This is a genomic window from Bacillus sp. 0209A (assembly GCF_036765095.1).
GTDB lineage: Bacteria > Bacillota > Bacilli > Bacillales > Bacillaceae > Bacillus > Bacillus subtilis_G.
The window spans coordinates 478440-496882 of the sequence record NZ_JBAIZV010000003.1 but is presented as its reverse complement, the minus strand read 5'-3'; the positions used below and the strand labels follow the sequence as shown (position 1 = coordinate 496882).

The 18443-nt window shown below is 44.3% G+C and carries 18 protein-coding genes and 1 pseudogene; 16 read left to right on the top strand and 3 right to left on the bottom strand.

Features of this window, described 5'->3' with window-relative positions:
- The first annotated feature begins 15 nt into the window (after positions 1–15).
- Both rsfS and V6D44_RS13305 read left to right on the top strand, forming a co-directional pair.
- The gene (gene rsfS, locus V6D44_RS13310; RefSeq protein WP_019258939.1) at positions 16–372 is read left to right on the top strand and encodes a ribosome silencing factor; all 357 of its coding nucleotides are present in this window, start codon (positions 16–18) and stop codon (positions 370–372) included.
- On the top strand, positions 369–1112 hold the full coding sequence (locus tag V6D44_RS13305; RefSeq protein ID WP_087990782.1) for a class I SAM-dependent DNA methyltransferase: 744 nt from the start codon (positions 369–371) through the stop codon (positions 1110–1112). Before rsfS ends, V6D44_RS13305 begins: the two co-directional genes overlap by 4 nt.
- 65 nt (positions 1113–1177) lie before the next feature.
- Here V6D44_RS13305 and comER read toward each other — a convergent pair whose 3' ends face one another.
- Entirely contained in the window at positions 1178–1999 is an 822-nt protein-coding gene (comER, locus tag V6D44_RS13300) for a late competence protein ComER (RefSeq protein ID WP_087990781.1), read from the bottom strand.
- Between the two features lie 83 nt (positions 2000–2082).
- On the opposite strand from comER, the gene V6D44_RS13295 reads away from it, so the two are divergent.
- The 3 genes and pseudogenes from V6D44_RS13295 to V6D44_RS13285 all read left to right on the top strand — a co-directional run bounded on the left by V6D44_RS13295 (position 2083) and on the right by V6D44_RS13285 (position 5666).
- Positions 2083–2697 (top strand): helix-hairpin-helix domain-containing protein, encoded by a 615-nt coding sequence (locus tag V6D44_RS13295; protein WP_087990780.1) that lies wholly within the window; start codon positions 2083–2085, stop codon positions 2695–2697.
- A 66-nt stretch (positions 2698–2763) separates the two neighbouring features.
- Positions 2764–3333, top strand: coding sequence for a ComE operon protein 2 (locus tag V6D44_RS13290; RefSeq protein WP_087990779.1), 570 nt, complete (start codon positions 2764–2766; stop codon positions 3331–3333).
- A gap of 3 nt (positions 3334–3336) precedes the next feature.
- A pseudogene (locus V6D44_RS13285) lies at positions 3337–5666 on the top strand (DNA internalization-related competence protein ComEC/Rec2).
- Positions 5667–5706: 40 nt separating this feature from the next.
- Here V6D44_RS13285 and V6D44_RS13280 read toward each other — a convergent pair.
- A complete protein-coding gene (locus tag V6D44_RS13280) occupies positions 5707–5841 on the bottom strand; it encodes a YqzM family protein (RefSeq protein WP_003229983.1) in 135 nt (44 codons plus the stop codon).
- A 40-nt stretch (positions 5842–5881) separates the two neighbouring features.
- Between V6D44_RS13280 and V6D44_RS13275 the strand changes: the two genes are divergently transcribed.
- Positions 5882–6031: a hypothetical protein gene (locus tag V6D44_RS13275; protein WP_141113374.1), complete on the top strand. Its 150-nt coding sequence runs from the start codon at positions 5882–5884 to the stop codon at positions 6029–6031.
- A gap of 39 nt (positions 6032–6070) precedes the next feature.
- Positions 6071–7114 carry a DNA polymerase III subunit delta gene (gene holA / locus V6D44_RS13270; RefSeq protein WP_333516576.1) on the top strand — a complete coding sequence of 348 codons (1044 nt, stop codon included), beginning with the start codon at positions 6071–6073 and terminating at the stop codon, positions 7112–7114.
- 14 nt (positions 7115–7128) lie between these two features.
- Here holA and rpsT read toward each other — a convergent pair whose 3' ends face one another.
- The gene (gene rpsT / locus V6D44_RS13265; protein ID WP_087990776.1) at positions 7129–7395 is read right to left on the bottom strand and encodes a 30S ribosomal protein S20; all 267 of its coding nucleotides are present in this window, start codon (positions 7393–7395) and stop codon (positions 7129–7131) included.
- Between the two features lie 203 nt (positions 7396–7598).
- Between rpsT and gpr the strand changes: the two genes are divergently transcribed.
- From gpr to dnaJ, 9 genes are all read left to right on the top strand, one after another.
- Complete coding sequence (gene gpr, locus V6D44_RS13260) at positions 7599–8705, top strand: GPR endopeptidase (protein ID WP_087990775.1); 1107 nt, start codon at positions 7599–7601, stop codon at positions 8703–8705.
- 62 nt (positions 8706–8767) lie between these two features.
- Complete coding sequence (gene spoIIP, locus V6D44_RS13255; RefSeq protein ID WP_087990774.1) at positions 8768–9973, top strand: spore autolysin SpoIIP; 1206 nt, start codon at positions 8768–8770, stop codon at positions 9971–9973.
- Between the two features lie 17 nt (positions 9974–9990).
- Positions 9991–10329: a YqxA family protein gene (locus V6D44_RS13250; RefSeq protein WP_087990773.1), complete on the top strand. Its 339-nt coding sequence runs from the start codon at positions 9991–9993 to the stop codon at positions 10327–10329.
- Positions 10330–10462: 133 nt separating this feature from the next.
- Entirely contained in the window at positions 10463–12298 is a 1836-nt protein-coding gene (lepA, locus tag V6D44_RS13245; RefSeq protein WP_087990772.1) for a translation elongation factor 4, read from the top strand.
- A 56-nt stretch (positions 12299–12354) separates the two neighbouring features.
- Positions 12355–13494: a radical SAM family heme chaperone HemW gene (gene hemW, locus V6D44_RS13240; protein WP_087990771.1), complete on the top strand. Its 1140-nt coding sequence runs from the start codon at positions 12355–12357 to the stop codon at positions 13492–13494.
- 80 nt (positions 13495–13574) lie between these two features.
- Positions 13575–14606, top strand: a complete 1032-nt coding sequence (hrcA, locus tag V6D44_RS13235; RefSeq protein ID WP_148962096.1) for a heat-inducible transcriptional repressor HrcA — start codon at positions 13575–13577, stop codon at positions 14604–14606.
- 71 nt (positions 14607–14677) lie between these two features.
- Positions 14678–15241, top strand: a complete 564-nt coding sequence (gene grpE, locus V6D44_RS13230) for a nucleotide exchange factor GrpE (RefSeq protein ID WP_087990769.1) — start codon at positions 14678–14680, stop codon at positions 15239–15241.
- Between the two features lie 23 nt (positions 15242–15264).
- Entirely contained in the window at positions 15265–17100 is a 1836-nt protein-coding gene (gene dnaK / locus V6D44_RS13225; protein ID WP_148962094.1) for a molecular chaperone DnaK, read from the top strand.
- Positions 17101–17301: 201 nt separating this feature from the next.
- Positions 17302–18429: a molecular chaperone DnaJ gene (gene dnaJ / locus V6D44_RS13220; RefSeq protein WP_087990767.1), complete on the top strand. Its 1128-nt coding sequence runs from the start codon at positions 17302–17304 to the stop codon at positions 18427–18429.
- The last annotated feature ends 14 nt before the right edge of the window (positions 18430–18443 follow it).

Below are 18443 nucleotides of genomic sequence, written 5' to 3'. Positions count from 1 at the left end.
AGGAGGAATTTGTGAATGAACCAAAAGTCCATTTTAAAGATCGCAGCTGCGGCTTGTGATGATAAACGGGCAGAGGATATTTTAGCACTGGATATGGAAGGCATATCTCTGGTTGCTGATTATTTTCTGATCTGCCACGGGAATTCAGATAAACAGGTGCAGGCGATTGCCCGTGAAATCAAGGATCAGGCTGAAGAAAACGGCATTCAAATCAAAAAGATGGAAGGCTTCGATGAAGCAAGATGGGTGCTCGTTGACCTTGGCGATGTGATTGTGCATGTCTTCCACAAGGATGAAAGAAGCTACTACAATCTGGAAAAACTGTGGGGGGACGCTCCGCTCGCAGATCTTGAGCTTGGAATGAACCAATGATTTACCAAGGCTTTGCAAGCGTGTATGACGAGTTAATGTCGCACGCACCTTACGATCAATGGACAAAGTGGATTGAAGCAGCTCTCCCGGAAAAAGGCCGTATCCTCGATCTGGCATGCGGCACAGGGGAAATCTCAGTCCGGCTTGCCGAAAAAGGCTTCGAGGTCACGGGGATCGACCTCAGTGAGGAAATGCTTGCTTACGCCCAGCAAAAGGTCTCCAGTAACCAGCCGATTCTTTTTCTTCAGCAGGATATGAGAGAGATTACCGGCTTTGACGGCCAGTTTGACGCTGTTGTGATATGCTGTGACTCATTAAATTATTTAAAAACGAAAAATGATGTGATCGAAACCTTCAAAAGTGTATTTCGGGTGTTGAAACCTGAAGGCATGTTGCTATTTGATGTTCATTCATCTTATAAAGTCAGTGAAGTCTTTCCGGATAGCACATTTGCTGACCAGGATGAAGATATCAGCTATATTTGGCAGAGCTTTGCCGGAAGTGAAGAGCTTTCTGTCATTCATGATATGTCGTTTTTTGTGCGGAACGGAGAAGCGTATGACCGTTTTGATGAGACGCATGAGCAAAGAACGTTCCCGGTGGATGAATATGAAGAAATGCTGAGGAACTGCGGCTTTCAGCTGCACGGCGTGACAGCTGATTTTACAGATTCAGAACCAACAACACAATCAGAACGCCTATTTTTCAAGGCGCAGAAATCAAAAACCATCGTTTCCTAAGACGATGGTTTTTTTAAATGCTTTTTTATGCTTTTGCAGTGCAGACAAAAGTATGACATACTCGTCTACACATGAAACTGCTTCTTCACTGCGGAAATATCCTCCTCGTACTTCATATGAGTATTTTGGAATACCCGGTGAAACATATCCTGCACACCGCTTTCCAGCGCTTTAATGCCTTCTCCTGTCACACCGCCTTTAACACAAACCTTTTCCTGTAACGCGGGCAGGGTATACAATTCGGTTTCTAGCAGTTTTCCCATTCCGACAAGCATTTCCTTACACATCAGAATAGCATCCTGTTTGGACACTGATGTTTCCGAAACGGCCGCATCTATAAACCGCTGAATCAGATAGCTCATAAAAGCGGGGCCGCAGCTTACGATATCTGATGCCACCCTCGTGATGTCACTTTCAATTTGCAGCGGATGAGAGATATGCTTCATGAGCTCATTGATTTTCGTTTTTGCAAATTCTCCGCAGCTTGTGCCGAAAGTGACGAGAGAAACGCCTGCCAGCGCTCTGTTTGTAATACTGGGAATTACTCGCGCCACTTGACATGGTACATATTGCTCGAGTTGTTGAGTTTGAACCGGGCTTGTAATTGAAATGAGAATATGGTCCTTTCTTAAATAAGGCGCCGCTCTTGCTAGTAAAGGATATATATCAAGCGGCTTAACACAAATAAAAATCATCTCGTTTTCAGAAACAAGCTTTTCCAGGCTTTCTGTTACGTTTATGCTGTTGTAGCGGTTCTTTATGTGTAACGCTTTTTCAATTGTGCGGTTTGTGATTGTTATGTTTGAGGGATCGGCTGCTTTTGATTCAATAAATGACTCTATAAGGATCGTACCCATATTTCCTGTGCCGATAAAACCAATCTTCAATGATTTCCCCTCCTTTGAGCTATTATCCTCTAAACCATATGTGTGATGAAAATAAATTATGACGAAAGCGGGGAACATGCACGATGAATTGGTTGTATCTGCATAAAAAAGCAATCATTTTAGCGGCTTCTGCAGCTGCTTTCATAGCGGTTATTTTCGTTTTGGCCAGCGGGGAAAACAAAGAGCCGGTGAAGCAGGCTGTATCAACTGAGACAGAAAATACGGAGGTAAAGCAGGAGGCGGTAAAAGACGAGAACGATACCATTGTGATTGATATAAAGGGTGCTGTTCAGCATCCTGGCGTGTATGAAATGCGAACAGGGGACAGAGTATCTCAGGCGATTGAGAAAGCGGGCGGGACCGGTGAACAAGCAGATGAAATGCAAGTGAATTTGGCGGAGCTGCTGCAGGACGGGATAGTGGTGTACATCCCGAAAAAGGGAGAAGAGACAACAATGCAGCAAGGATTCGGAGGCGCTGTGAAAAGCGATGGAGGGAAGGAAGCACCGGTAAATATCAATACAGCAACCTTAGAGGAATTACAAGGCATCTCAGGGGTGGGGCCATCAAAGGCTGAAGCTATTATTGGATACCGGGAAGAAAACGGGCGTTTCCAGACAATTGAAGAGCTCACTAAAGTTTCAGGAATCGGTGAGAAGTCGCTTGAGAAAATAAAGTCTTCCATTACAGTAAAGTGATTTGACGGTCATGCATAATGATAGGTAAACTAAAGGTCAGGCAACACAACATTTGGAGGGAACAACGTGGAACGAATTTCATGGAATCAATACTTTATGGCTCAAAGCCATTTACTGGCGCTGCGCAGCACCTGCCCAAGATTGTCTGTCGGCGCTACTATAGTCAGAGACAAACGCATGATTGCAGGAGGGTATAATGGGTCAATCGCGGGCGGCGTGCACTGTGCAGACGAAGGCTGCCTCATGATAGATGACCATTGCGCAAGAACGATTCACGCTGAAATGAATGCGATTCTTCAATGCTCTAAGTTCGGGGTGCCGACTGATGGAGCGGAGATTTATGTGACGCATTATCCGTGCATACAATGCTGTAAATCTATCATTCAAGCGGGTATCAAAACGGTTTATTATGCTGAGGATTACAAAACGAATCCGTACGCACAGGAATTATTTGAACAGGCGGGTGTAACTGTTGAACAGGTTGAACTCGATGAAATGATCGTTGATCTGAAAAACAGGGAAAAGCTTTCATTTATAGCGGGTCTTTTAGAGAAACTGGCGGATGCGGGTCTTGCAGAGGAAGATTTGAAAAAGATACATGAACAGGCGAATACACTCTTCACGAGCTACGTGTGATGAATGCGTAATTCGCGTTTGTTATTGCCTTTGGCGGCAGCTTCAGCAACGGCTGGAATTACTGCCGCCGCTTATTTCTCCGCTGTTTTTCTTTTCTTCCTCTTTCTCCTCATCATTTTAATCAAAACGAGACACGCTGTTCTCATTTTGGTTTGTTTCTTCTCTTTTATATTGTTTTTTTCACTGTATGTAGTCGTAGATTCCAAGAATGTCTCTGTATATCAGCGGGGCACCTATCAAGCCAAGGCAGTAATTGACAGCATTCCAAAAATTGACGGCGACCGTATGTCTATGGTGGTTAAGACGCCTGATGGCGAAAAATGGGCCGCCTCGTACCGCATTCAGTCTGCTGAAGAAAAAGATCAGCTGTCATATCTAGAGCCAGGAATGGCATGTGAATGGACTGGTGCGTTGGAAGAACCTAAACACGCAACCGTGCCGGGCGCATTTGATTATAACGAATATCTTTACCGGCAGCATATTCACTGGAACTATTCTGTTACATCTATTCAAAAGTGCAGCGAACCTGTAAATGTCAGTTATAAACTGCTCAGTTTAAGAAAAGACATCGTGTCATTCACAAACAGCCTGCTGCCTCCTGATTCGGCAGGAATCGTACAAGCTCTTATAGTAGGAGACAGATTTTACGTGGAAGCCGAGGTGCTTAACGCGTATCAAAAGCTTGGTGTCGTCCATCTCTTGGCGATTTCAGGACTCCACGTCGGCATTTTGACAGCCGGCTTGTTTTATATCATGATCCGTATTGGGATAACAAGAGAAAAGGCGTCAATCCTGTTGCTGTTATTTCTGCCGCTCTATGTGATGTTGACAGGCGCTGCTCCTTCAGTGCTGCGCGCCGCTCTGATATCGGGAATTTACTTAGCTGGAAGTCTCGTTAAATGGCGTGTGCATGCTGCGAGGGCAATCTGCACTTCATACATCGTCCTCTTGCTCTTCAATCCTTACCATCTCTTTGAAGCCGGTTTTCAGCTGTCATTCGCCGTGAGTTTTTCTTTAATTCTATCTTCTTCTATTTTTCAGCATGTTAAAACCTCTTTAGGTCAGCTGACAATGGTATCACTGATCGCTCAGCTGGGTTCACTTCCCATTCTCCTGCATCATTTCCAGCAGTTTTCTATGATCAGCGTACTGATGAACATGGTGCTTGTTCCTATTTATACATTCTGTGTTTTGCCGGGGACTATAGCAGGTGTTTTTTTATTAATCCTTTCCGCTTCGGCTGGCCGATGGTTCTTCAGCTGGTTTGATTTCTTGATGAGCTGGACCAACAGGCTGATCACAAGAATCGCAGATATTGATGTATTCACAATTATCATTGCACGTCCCGCACCTATTCTGCTCTTTTTATTCACGGTCACAATCATTCTAATGTTTATGGCGATTGAAAAACGCTCTTTCTCTCAGCTGATGGTAACTGGCGGCATTTGCTGCGCGATGTTCTGTCTTCTCTTTATATATCCTCGTCTTAGTTCTGAAGGAGAGGTCGATATGATTGATATTGGGCAGGGTGACAGCATGTATGTAGGTGCTCCGCATCAGCGGGGGCATGTTTTAATTGATACTGGCGGCACTTTGTCTTATTCGTCAGAGCCTTGGCGGGAAAAACAGCATCCGTTTTCACTCGGGGAAAAGGTGCTGATTCCGTTTTTAACCGCTAAGGGGGTCAAACAGCTTGATGCGTTAATTCTCACGCACGCTGACCAAGATCATATCGGAGAGGCGGAGACTCTGCTGAAGCATCATAAAGTGAAGCGCCTCGTGATTCCGAAAGGGTTCGTTTCTGAACCTAAGGATGAGAAAGTGCTGCAGGCAGCCAGAGTGGAGGGAGTGTCAATTGAAGAGTTGAAGCGAGGGGATGTGTTGCAAATAAAGGATTTACAGTTCTATGTACTGTCACCGGACGGACCTGATCCGGCAAGCAAAAATAATTCTTCTCTCGTTCTGTGGATGAAAACGGGCGGTATGAGCTGGATCTTGACAGGTGATCTGGAGAAAGAAGGGGAACAGGAAGTTATGAGCGTGTTTCCGAATCTAAAAGCAGACGTGTTAAAGGTGGGGCACCATGGAAGCAAAGGCTCTACCGGTGAAGATTTCATCAAACAGCTTCAGCCGGAAACGGCCATTATCTCAGCAGGGGAAAACAATCGGTACCATCATCCCCATCAAGAAGTTCTGCAAATATTACAGAGACATTCCATCCGCGTGCTGCGCACCGATCAAAGCGGAACGATCCAATATAGATATAAAAACAGAGTTGGAACCTTTTCTGTCTATCCCCCATATGATACATCAGAATAACAGAGACGAACTAAAAAAAGACTGCCGAGAAATCAGCAGCCCGGGCAGTCGCTGTTATGAACCAACCAGGTGAATAACCGTTGCCATGACAAACAAGAAGGCGAAAAATCCGAAGGACACAACAAAACCAACAGCTGAATCTACAGCATCATTTCGTTTGCTTTGAACGTTTTTTTCAAAATCATTCAATTTAATCCCTCCTGACTGATTTAAGTATAATGGAATTGTTTTGAAAAATCTAGAAGCTAAGGTAACGTTTTCTGTTCTGGTGATTATCGCCTTTTTACAAGCTGTCCCGGGGGCTTGCGATCAGGCGTTTAATATAAATGGGGAAGCAGCAGTCAGGCTTCCTCTTTACTATTTTGCAAACTCAATTTAGGATAGAAGGGGATGATGAAAGAGAGGAAGTCGTACAACAATGGTATTTGATGTGTGGAAAAGCCTGAGCAAAGGAGATGTCCATCCGGTTTATTGTTTATACGGAAAAGAGACGTATCTGCTGCAGGAAACCGTTAGCAGGATCAGACAGGCGGTCATTGATCAGGAAACAAAGGATTTCAATCTATCCGTTTTTGATCTGGAAGAGGAACCGCTGGACAAAGCAATTGCAGATGCTGAAACGTTTCCGTTTATGGGGGAGCGGCGTCTTGTTATTGTGAAAAATCCATATTTTTTAACAGGTGAAAAGAAAAAAGAAAAAATTGAGCATAACGTCAGCGCGCTTGAATCATATTTACAATCGCCTGCGCCTTATACGGTCTTTGTCCTGCTTGCCCCGTATGAAAAGCTGGATGAGCGGAAAAAACTGACGAAAGCATTAAAGAAGCACTCGTTTATGATGGAGGCAAAGGAATTAAACGCAAAGGAGACGACAGATTTTACTGTCAACCTTGCAAAAACCGAGCAGAAAACAATCGGCACTGAAGCGGCGGAGCATTTGGTTCTGCTTGTGAATGGACATCTGTCATCGATTTTTCAGGAGATTCAGAAGCTCTGCACGTTTATTGGAGATCGTGAAGAAATTACGCTGGATGATGTGAAAATGCTTGTAGCGAGAAGCCTTGAACAAAATATATTTGAGCTGATCAATAAAATCGTCAACCGGAAACGAACAGAAAGCCTGCAAATTTTTTATGATTTGCTCAAACAAAATGAAGAACCGATCAAAATCATGGCGCTTATTTCGAATCAGTTCCGGCTGATTCTGCAAACAAAGTATTTCGCGGAACAAGGCTACGGACAAAAGCAAATCGCTTCTAATTTAAAAGTCCATCCATTCCGGGTAAAGCTGGCAATGGATCAAGCAAGGCTTTTTTCAGAGGCCGAGCTCCGGTCAATTATTGAACAGCTTGCCGTCATGGACTACGAGATGAAAACAGGGAAAAAGGACAAGCAGCTCCTGCTCGAACTGTTCCTTTTACAGCTGTTAAAAAGAAATGAAAAAAACGATCCCCATGATTGAGGATCGTTTTTATATTATGCAGAAAGTCCGTTCACTTTTTTCGCTAGTCTTGATTTGTAACGAGATGCGGTATTTTTGTGTACAAGACCTGTTTTCACTGCTTTATCAATACGTTTAGCTGCTTCAGTAAGAGCAGTTTTCGCTTTGTCGGCTTCGTTGTTAGCAACAGAAGCTTCAACTTGTTTGATTGCAGTACGCATAGCAGATTTGATTGTCGCGTTATGAACGCGGCGTTCGTTGTTTGTTTTTGTACGTTTAATCGCTGATTTAATGTTTGGCATGTGTTTCACCTCCTAAGATACAACCTGTAGCACAGTGTCTTAAGGTTAAATCTTCTTCACAATAGAACAAATTGTATTCTATCAAACACACCTTTAGATTGCAATATAAATGTAAAGTATTTTTCATTGAAGGATCTCTTTTTAGCATGATTCATTCAGCAAATGGCAACAATATAGGTACTGAATGTGAAGGAGGCCCCTGTATGAAAAAGAGTGAACTGGATGTTAATCAGTATTTGATACGTACCGATTTAGCAGTTGAAACGAAGGAAGCGATGGCCAATCAGCAGGCTGTGCCGGCAAAAGAAATTAAAGGTTTTATTGAAAAAGAACGCGATCGCGGCGGCATTAAAATCCGCACTGTTGATATTACCAAGGAAGGCGCGGAGCTCTCAGGAAAAAAAGAAGGTCGCTATTTAACGCTTGAGGCGCAAGGAATCAGAGAGAATGATTCGGAAATGCAGGAAAAGGTCTCTGCTGTCTTCGCGGAGGAATTTTCGGCTTTCCTTGAAAGCCTTAATATCACAAAAGATGCGAGCTGTTTGATCGTCGGGCTCGGCAACTGGAACGTCACCCCTGACGCGCTGGGTCCGATGGCTGTAGAAAATCTATTGGTCACAAGGCACTTGTTTAAGCTTCAGCCGGAAAACGTGCAGGAGGGCTACAGGCCTGTCAGCGCATTTGCGCCTGGTGTTATGGGGATTACGGGAATCGAAACAAGCGACATTATTAAAGGTGTGATTGAGCAATCGAAGCCTGATTTTGTCATTGCCATTGATGCATTGGCGGCACGGGCGGTGGAAAGGGTTAACACAACCATTCAAATATCGGACACAGGCATTCACCCGGGATCTGGTGTGGGGAATAAACGAAAAGATTTAAGCAAAGACACGCTTGGCGTACCGGTGATTGCAATCGGAGTGCCGACAGTCGTTGACGCGGTGACGATTGCCAGCGACACGGTGGACTACATATTAAAACACTTTGGAAGAGAAATGAAAGATGACAGGCCGTCAAGATCTCTTGTTCCGGCAGGCATGACGTTTGGGAAAAAGAAAGTGCTCACTGAAGAAGATCTTCCCGATCAAAAGCAGCGTCAATCATTTCTCGGAATTGTTGGTACCCTTGGAGAGGATGAAAAACGGCAGCTCATTCACGAGGTGCTTTCACCTTTAGGGCACAACTTAATGGTTACGCCGAAGGAAGTTGATTCATTCATCGACGATATGGCAAATGTGCTGGCGAACGGATTAAACACAGCGCTTCATGAAAAAGTGTCACAAGAAAACAAAGGCTCCTACAATCACTAAACTGTTCTACTTCCTCTAGCTTGTTCATAGAGTTATTACTAGACAAGCGCTGGAGGGATTCAATGAGAAATAAACGCAGAAACAGACAAATTGTTGTTGCGGTAAATGGCGGGAAAGCGGTAAAAGCCATCTTTCTATTTATCGTAAGCCTTATCGTGATTTTTGTTCTATCCGGTGTGCTGACGTCTCTCCGGCCTGAACTCAGGCCGTCGTCTGACTCTTTTTACGGGATTACTGAAGAAATGCCGGGTGACGTGTTTGCACACTTGCTGCGGATGGAGAACCATTATTTCGCTTCAGACCTTTCTCAAACCGACAGCTCATTTCATCTTTCGCGTCTTTCTTTAAAGCTGGCGACAAGCATCAACCTTGAAGATCCGCGGAGCTTTCTCGGCCGGGAGCTGCCGGGGTTTGCACAATTTGATACCGAGATTCTGTTAGCTGGACAAGGCACGGATTATACGAATATGCCGGCGGAATCGCCGCCGCCGTCTAAGGTGATGGAGGAAGAAAGAGAAGCGAACCTGGCAGAGATTGAAAAACAGCAAACACAATCAGATCGTGCGAAAAAAGATCCGCCGAAACAAACAACCGGTGATAAAAAGGTCGTTTTTATCTATCACACGCACAACACGGAATCATATCTCCCTCTATTAAAAGGCGAGACTGATCCTGATATGGCACGCCATTCTAAAGCCAACGTCACGCTCGTAGGAGCTATGTTCGGAAAGGCGCTTGAATCCCAAGGCATTGGAGCCACAGTGAATAAAACCGATATACAGGCAAAACTGAACAAAAAAGGCTTAAACTATGCCAGATCGTATGATGAATCAAGGCCGGTCGTCAAAGAGGCGCTCGGATCAAACAAAAATCTGCAATATATCATTGATATTCATAGAGATTCACGGCGAAAGAAAGATACGACGGCAACGATTAAAGGGAAAAGTTATGCCCGGGTGGCCTTTGTCGTCGGCAAAAAAAGCAAAAATTTCGAAGAAAACTATAAAATTGCAAGCGAGCTCCATAAGCTGATGGAGAAAAAATACCCTGGACTCAGCACAGGTGTCTTTTCGAAAGGCTCGCCAGGCGATAATGGTGTATACAATCAGGATTTAACCGACAGAGCGCTTTTGCTCGAATTTGGCGGAGTAGATAATAACCTCGAGGAGCTGCAGCGTGCGGCTGACGCCGCCGCAGACGTATTCAGCGAAATGTACTGGGATGCTGAAAAGGTCAACGCGGAGAGCGGCGAGACGAAAAAACAATAAGAAATAGGTGGTTTGATTTGATTGCTTACTTTGGCAAATGCTTGCTGCTTGTCACGATCATGTTTTTAGGCGTGCTGTTCGGCATGCAGCAGGCGAATAACGGAATGCTGAGTATGAAAGGCTATCAAGACCCTTCACTTAAGGGCGCGTTTACGCTCACCGACGGAAAAAATAATGAAAAAGAAGCTTCAATCTTAGGAGAAACAGTCACGGCGAAAGATTTAGAAGAAAAACAAAAAGAGCTGGAACAGGTGGAAACGTTCAATATGTTCTCTAAAGCCGGAAAAGCGCTTTCGAACACCGTAACCAACACTGCCCAGTCGATGTATGAATGGATACGTGATATGAATCAATAGATGTGTGAAAGAGAAAAGCAGCCCATGATTAACAGGGAACTTTTCTCTTTCTTGTTTTACATTGAATCTTAACAATCCTATTGATATAATCTAAGCTAGTGTATTTTGCGTTTAATAGTAGGAGTGATAGATTGTGACAGATAAAGAAAAGCGTTTAGAGAGGCAGTCGAGAATACGGAATTTCTCTATCATTGCCCATATTGACCACGGAAAATCGACCTTAGCGGATCGTATTTTAGAAAAAACGTCGGCAATCACTCAACGAGAAATGAAAGAACAATTGCTCGATTCTATGGATCTTGAACGTGAACGGGGCATAACCATTAAGTTAAACTCTGTTCAGCTTAAATACAAAGCAAAAGACGGAGAAGAATATATTTTCCATCTGATTGATACGCCGGGACACGTCGATTTCACATACGAAGTATCCCGAAGTCTTGCTGCCTGCGAAGGAGCGATTCTTGTTGTGGATGCGGCGCAGGGAATTGAAGCGCAGACGCTTGCCAACGTTTACTTAGCGCTTGACAATGACCTTGAAATTCTGCCGGTCATTAACAAAATCGATCTCCCGAGCGCAGAGCCTGAACGTGTGCGCCAAGAGGTAGAGGACGTTATTGGTCTTGACGCATCAGAAGCCGTGCTTGCTTCAGCAAAAGCCGGTATCGGGATTGAGGAGATTTTAGAACAGATCGTAGAAAAGGTGCCGGCACCGACTGGAGATCCGGAGGCGCCGCTTAAAGCGCTGATCTTCGACTCGCTTTATGACGCTTATCGCGGTGTCGTGGCTTATATCAGAGTCGTTGAAGGAACGGTAAAGCCGGGGCAAAAAATCAAAATGATGGCAACCGGCAAAGAATTTGAAGTGACAGAAGTCGGTGTATTTACGCCAAAAGCTACTCCGACAGATGAACTGACGGTCGGAGATGTAGGCTTTTTAACTGCTGCGATCAAAAATGTCGGTGACACACGTGTCGGTGACACGATAACAAGCGCTGCCAATCCTGCAGACGAAGCGCTGCCGGGATACCGCAAGCTCAACCCGATGGTGTACTGCGGCCTTTATCCGATTGATACGGCCAAATACAATGATTTAAGAGAAGCCCTTGAAAAGCTTGAGCTGAATGATTCCTCCCTTCAGTATGAAGCGGAAACGTCACAGGCACTCGGATTCGGATTCCGTTGCGGATTTTTAGGCATGCTTCACATGGAAATCATTCAGGAACGGATAGAGCGTGAGTTCAAAATCGACTTGATTACAACAGCGCCGAGTGTTATCTACGATGTATATATGACAGACGGCGAAAAGGTTGTTGTTGACAACCCGTCCAACATGCCTGATCCTCAAAAGATCGAAAGGATCGAGGAACCGTATGTTAAAGCGACAATGATGGTGCCGAATGATTTTGTCGGCGCTGTTATGGAACTTTGCCAAGGAAAACGAGGCAATTTTATTGATATGCAATATTTAGACGCAAACCGTGTCAGCATTGTCTATGATATGCCTTTAGCGGAAATCGTCTATGAGTTTTTTGACCAGCTTAAATCAAGCACAAAAGGCTACGCGTCCTTTGACTATGAGCTGATCGGCTACAAACCGTCTCAGCTCGTCAAAATGGACATTATGCTGAACGGAGAAAAAATCGACGCCCTTTCCTTTATCGTGCACCGGGATTACGCGTATGAACGAGGAAAAGTGATCGTTGAGAAGCTGAAAGAGCTCATTCCGCGTCAGCACTTTGAAGTACCGATTCAAGCGGCGATCGGCCAGAAAATCGTAGCGCGTTCTACGATTAAAGCGATGCGTAAAAACGTATTGGCTAAGTGTTACGGCGGAGACATCTCGCGAAAACGGAAGCTTCTTGAAAAACAAAAAGAAGGAAAACGCCGAATGAAGCAGGTCGGCTCAGTTGAAGTGCCGCAAGAAGCATTTATGGCGGTCCTGAAAATGGACGACAGCCCGAAAAAATAAATAGAAGCCGCCGCAGTCCTGTACTGCGGCTTCTTTCTGTAAAGAAGGTGAATTCATTGAAATCAGCCTATATCCATATCCCATTCTGTGAGCACATTTGCCACTACTGTGATTTCAATAAATATTTTATTCAAAGCCAGCCTGTAGACGAGTATTTAAACGCGCTCGAACAGGAAATGATAAATACAATTGCAAAAACAGGGCAGCCTGACCTCAAAACCATCTTTATCGGAGGAGGCACGCCGACCTCTCTGTCTGAGGAACAGCTTAAAAAACTGATGGACATCATCATCCGAGTGCTGAAGCCCTCAAGCGCATTATCGGAATTTGCGGTTGAAGCGAATCCGGACGACCTGTCCGCAGCGAAATTAAAAATATTAAAAGAAGCAGGCGTGAATCGCCTCAGCTTCGGTGTCCAAACGTTCGAAGACGACTTGTTAGAAAAAATCGGCCGAGTGCACAAACAAAAAGATGTATTTGCCTCTTTTGAAAGGGCGCGGGAAATCGGTTTTGACAATATCAGTCTTGATTTAATGTTCGGACTCCCGGGACAAGCCCTCAAGCATCTGGATCATTCCTTAGACACTGCTTTATCGCTGGATGCTGAGCATTATTCGGTGTACTCCCTCATTGTAGAACCGAAAACGGTATTTTATAATCTCATGCAAAAAGGGCGGCTTCATCTTCCGCCGCAGGAGCAGGAAGCCGAAATGTATGAAATGGTGATGGGTCGGATGGAAGCTCACGGCATTCATCAGTATGAAATCAGCAACTTTGCCAAGCAAGGCATGGAATCAAAGCACAATCTGACGTATTGGAGCAACGAGGAATATTTCGGATTTGGAGCCGGGGCCCACGGATATATCGGCGGCACACGCAATGTAAACGTCGGACCTGTCAAACATTACATTGACCTGATAGCTGAAAAAGGCTTTCCATACAGAGATACTCATGTAGTGACAACAGAAGAGCAAATTGAAGAAGAAATGTTTTTGGGCTTGAGAAAAACAGCCGGAGTCAGCAAAAAACGATTTGCAGAAAAATACGGCCGTTCCCTTGATGAACTGTTCCCAAGCGTATTAACAGACCTCGTAGAAAAAGGGCTGATTCACCATTCGGAGTCTGCCGTTTACTTGACTCATCAGGGGAAATTATTAGGTAATGAAGTTTTTGGCGCTTTTTTGGGTGAGTTATAATTGACATTTTTCTTGTGGTTTGATACTTTTGTTATAGAATTAGCACTCACTTATTGAGAGTGCTAACAGAGGTGATGATGATGTTAACAAATCGTCAGCTGCTGATCCTTCAGGTCATTATAAATGATTTTATTAAATCGGCGCAGCCGGTAGGGTCAAGAACTCTTTCGAAAAAAGATGAAATCACATTTAGCTCTGCAACAATAAGAAACGAGATGGCTGACTTGGAAGAATTGGGCTTCATAGAAAAAACCCATTCATCCTCAGGACGTGTTCCGTCAGAAAAAGGGTACCGGTACTATGTTGACCATTTGCTGTCACCCGTCAAATTGACAAAAAGCGACATGGACCAAATCCACTCGATCTTTAAAGAGAAAATTTTCGAGCTGGAAAAGACAGTTCAAAAATCAGCGCAAATTTTGTCCGATTTAACGAATTATACATCCATCGTGCTCGGGCCGAAGCTGAGTGAGAATTACCTTAAACAGATTCAAATCATACCGATTCAGCCTGATAAGGCGGTAGCAATTCTTGTTACCAATACAGGGCACGTGGAAAACAAAACGATTAATTTTCCAGCCAAAATGGATCTGTCTGATATTGAAAAACTGGTGAATATACTGAACAGCCGTTTAAGCGGCGTTCCAATGGATGAACTGAATGAGCACATATTTAAGGAAGTCGTCATGTATTTAAGACAGCACATTAAGAACTATGACAATATACTTGACGCGCTTCGTTCAACTTTTCATTCTACGAGCCACGTTGAAAAATTGTTTTTTGGCGGAAAAATCAATATGCTGAACCAGCCGGAGTTCCATGATATCACCAGAGTGCGATCGTTGCTCACATTAATCGAAAAAGAACAGGATGTTTTAAAGCTGGTTCAATCCCCGCACACGGGAATTTCGATTAAAATCGGGAAAGAAAACGACTATGAAGAGATGGAAAACTGCAGTCTGATTACGGCTTCTTATTCTGTTGATCAGAAGCAGATCGGCTCAATTGCGATCATCGGCCCGACCCGCATGAATTATTCCAGGGTTGTCAGTCTGCTTCAGCATGTGACTTCGGACTTGTCAAAAGCATTGACAAGTTTGTATGATGAATAAGGGAATTTTGGCAAATTTTATCGAAGGGCAGCACCCGCCCTTCTTCTTACACTTTGAGGGAGGTGAACACAATGTCAGAAGAAAAACAAACCATTGAACAAAACGAAATAGAAGAGCAAGAAGTCATTGAGGAACAAGCTGCCGCTGAAGAACAGCAGAAAGAAACAAATGATAGCGAACTTCTTCAAAATCAAATGAACGAATTGCAAGGTTTGCTTGAGGAAAAAGAAAACAAACTTTTGCGTGTTCAAGCAGACTTTGAAAATTATAAACGACGCAGCCGTTTAGAAATGGAAGCGTCCCAAAAATACCGTTCTCAAAATATCGTCGCTGATTTGCTGCCGGCACTTGACAGCTTTGAAAGAGCGCTGCAGGTTGAAGCCGACAATGAACAGACGAAAAGTTTGCTTCAGGGAATGGAAATGGTCCACCGTCAGCTCGTAGAAGCCTTGAAAAAAGAAGGCGTGGAAGCCATCGAAGCTGTAGGGCAGGAATTTGATCCTAATCTGCACCAAGCCGTTATGCAGGCTGAAGATGAAAATTACGGCTCCAACATTGTTGTTGAAGAAATGCAAAAAGGTTATAAGCTGAAGGATCGCGTCATTCGCCCTTCCATGGTCAAAGTGAATCAATAATTACATAGCAGGAGGTTATTCAAGTGAGTAAAGTTATCGGAATCGACTTAGGAACAACAAACTCATGTGTGGCAGTGCTTGAAGGCGGCGAGCCTAAAGTTATTGCTAACGCTGAAGGAAACCGCACAACGCCATCAGTTGTTGCATTCAAAAACGGTGAACGCCAAGTAGGGGAAGTGGCTAAACGCCAATCTATCACAAACCCTAATACAATCATGTCTGTTAAACGCCATATGGGTACTGATTATAAAGTTGAAATTGAAGGGAAAGATTACACTCCTCAAGAAGTGTCTGCTATCATCCTTCAACACCTTAAATCATACGCTGAAAGCTATCTTGGCGAAACAGTATCAAAAGCAGTGATCACAGTTCCTGCATACTTTAACGATGCTGAGCGTCAAGCGACAAAAGACGCTGGTAAAATTGCAGGTCTTGAAGTAGAACGTATCATCAATGAGCCGACTGCAGCAGCGCTTGCATACGGACTTGATAAAACAGATGAAGATCAAACGATCCTGGTATACGACCTTGGCGGCGGTACTTTCGACGTTTCAATCCTTGAGCTTGGCGACGGTGTGTTCGAAGTTCGTTCAACTGCCGGTGACAACCGTCTCGGCGGTGACGATTTTGACCAAGTCATCATCGATCATCTTGTGTCTGAATTCAAAAAAGAAAACGGCATTGATTTGTCAAAAGACAAAATGGCGCTTCAGCGTTTGAAAGACGCAGCTGAAAAAGCGAAAAAAGATCTTTCCGGCGTATCTTCTACGCAAATTTCTTTACCGTTCATCACAGCTGGAGAAGCAGGACCGCTTCACCTTGAACTGACATTAACCCGCGCTAAATTCGAAGAGCTTTCTTCCCATTTAGTAGAGCGTACAATGGGCCCTGTCCGTCAAGCGCTTCAAGATGCAGGACTTTCTGCAAGCGAAATCGACAAAATCATCCTTGTCGGCGGATCAACTCGTATTCCTGCCGTACAAGAAGCAATCAAAAAAGAAACTGGAAAAGAAGCGCATAAAGGCGTAAACCCAGATGAAGTTGTAGCGCTTGGTGCTGCGATTCAGGGCGGCGTTATCACTGGTGACGTAAAAGACGTAGTTCTTCTTGACGTTACACCGCTTTCTCTCGGTATCGAAACAATGGGCGGCGTGTTCACAAAACTGATCGACCGCAACACGACGATTCCGACAAGCAAATCTCAAGTGTTCTCAACTGCTGCTGATAACCAAACAGCTGTTGATATCCATGTTCTTCAGGGTGAGCGACCAATGTCTGCCGACAATAAAACACTCGGCCGCTTCCAGCTTACTGATATCCCGCCAGCACCGCGCGGCGTGCCTCAAATCGAAGTTTCTTTCGATATTGATAAAAACGGTATCGTAAACGTAAGAGCAAAAGACTTGGGCACAGGAAAAGAGCAAAACATTACAATCAAATCTTCTTCAGGTCTTTCTGATGATGAGATCGAACGCATGGTAAAAGAAGCGGAAGAAAATGCTGACTCTGATGCGAAGAAAAAAGAAGAAATCGAAGTCCGAAACGAAGCAGATCAGCTTGTTTTCCAAACTGAGAAAACTTTAAAAGATCTTGAAGGCAAAGTGGATGAAGACCAAGTGAAAAAAGCCAATGATGCCAAAGAAGCTTTAAAAGCGGCGATTGAGAAAAACGAGTTTGAAGAGATCAAAGCGAAAAAAGATGAGCTTCAAACAATCGTTCAAGAGCTTTCTATGAAACTTTATGAAGAAGCTGCCAAACAACAGCAAGCTCAAGGCGATGCAAATGCTGAAGGCAAAGCGGATGACAACGTTGTTGACGCTGAATATGAAGAAGTAAACGACGACCAAAACAAAAAATAAAGTGCTTTTCCGAGTCAGTCCCGCTTCCGGGGCTGACCGAAAAGAACACATTTCATAATCTGATTCAATGATTAGAAAGTCAAAGTCAGGCATCTCTTGGCTTTGACTTTTTTTTCTTGCCCGGGATAAAAGGAATTGAAAAATCATAATTCAAAATGATACAATCTAATTTATGTGATAAATTCGGGAGAGTGAAGCGAGATGAGTAAGCGTGATTACTATGAAGTGCTGGGAGTAAGTAAGAGCGCTTCTAAGGATGAAATTAAAAAAGCTTATCGGAAGCTGTCAAAAAAATATCATCCTGATATTAACAAAGAAGCCGGATCAGATGAAAAATTTAAAGAGGTAAAAGAAGCATACGAAACGCTGTCTGATGATCAAAAACGGTCTCATTACGATCAATTTGGCCATACTGATCCTAACCAAGGCTTCGGCGGCGGCGGTTTTGGCGGCGGAGATTTCGGCGGTTTTGGTTTTGATGATATTTTTTCAAGTATTTTCGGCGGCGGCACAAGACGAAGAGATCCAAACGCCCCGCGCCAAGGTGCCGATTTGCAGTATACGATGACTTTGTCGTTTGAGGATGCCGTTTTTGGTAAAGAGACGTCCATCGAAATTCCGCGTGAGGAAACATGCGATACATGTAAAGGTTCAGGTGCGAAACCTGGAACAAACCCGGAAACGTGCTCGCACTGCGGAGGCTCCGGCCAATTAAACGTGGAGCAAAATACGCCGTTTGGAAAAGTCGTTAACAGACGGGTTTGCCACCACTGTGAAGGCACGGGCAAATTCATTAAAAATAAATGTGCGGATTGCGGCGGTAAAGGAAAAGTCAAAAAACGCAAGAAAATCAACGTCACAATTCCAGCCGGTGTAGATGACGGGCAGCAGCTTCGTCTCTCGGGACAGGGTGAACCAGGAGTAAACGGCGGCCCTGCCGGGGATTTATTTGTCGTGTTCCACGTGCGCGCTCACGAGTTCTTCGAGCGTGACGGCGATGATATTTACTGTGAAATGCCGTTAACGTTCGCTCAGGCTGCTCTTGGAGATGAAGTGGAAGTTCCGACGCTGCATGGAAAAGTAAAATTGAAAATTCCAGCCGGTACACAAACAGGAACAAAATTCAGATTAAGAGGCAAAGGCGTTCAAAATGTCAGAGGCTATGGACAGGGTGACCAGCATATCGTCGTCCGTGTCGTCACGCCGACAAACCTGACAGATAAACAAAAAGACATTATCCGCGAATTTGCCGAGGTCAGCGGAAACTTGCCTGACGAACAGGAAATGAGTTTCTTCGACAAGGTAAAACGCGCGTTTAAAGGCGATTAATTATTGGATGAGGA

What these genes read in the sequence shown, in the direction of transcription:
- rpsT (WP_087990776.1), bottom strand. Translation starts at nt 7,395, where the DNA reads ATGCCAAACATTAAATCAGCGATTAAACGTACAAAAACAAACAACGAA.
- spoIIP (WP_087990774.1), top strand. Translation starts at nt 8,768, where the DNA reads ATGAGAAATAAACGCAGAAACAGACAAATTGTTGTTGCGGTAAATGGC.
- V6D44_RS13305 (WP_087990782.1), top strand. Translation starts at nt 369, where the DNA reads ATGATTTACCAAGGCTTTGCAAGCGTGTATGACGAGTTAATGTCGCAC.
- rsfS (WP_019258939.1), top strand. Translation starts at nt 16, where the DNA reads ATGAACCAAAAGTCCATTTTAAAGATCGCAGCTGCGGCTTGTGATGAT.
- dnaJ (WP_087990767.1), top strand. Translation starts at nt 17,302, where the DNA reads ATGAGTAAGCGTGATTACTATGAAGTGCTGGGAGTAAGTAAGAGCGCT.
- holA (WP_333516576.1), top strand. Translation starts at nt 6,071, where the DNA reads ATGGTATTTGATGTGTGGAAAAGCCTGAGCAAAGGAGATGTCCATCCG.
- V6D44_RS13295 (WP_087990780.1), top strand. Translation starts at nt 2,083, where the DNA reads ATGAATTGGTTGTATCTGCATAAAAAAGCAATCATTTTAGCGGCTTCT.
- hrcA (WP_148962096.1), top strand. Translation starts at nt 13,575, where the DNA reads ATGTTAACAAATCGTCAGCTGCTGATCCTTCAGGTCATTATAAATGAT.
- grpE (WP_087990769.1), top strand. Translation starts at nt 14,678, where the DNA reads ATGTCAGAAGAAAAACAAACCATTGAACAAAACGAAATAGAAGAGCAA.
- gpr (WP_087990775.1), top strand. Translation starts at nt 7,599, where the DNA reads ATGAAAAAGAGTGAACTGGATGTTAATCAGTATTTGATACGTACCGAT.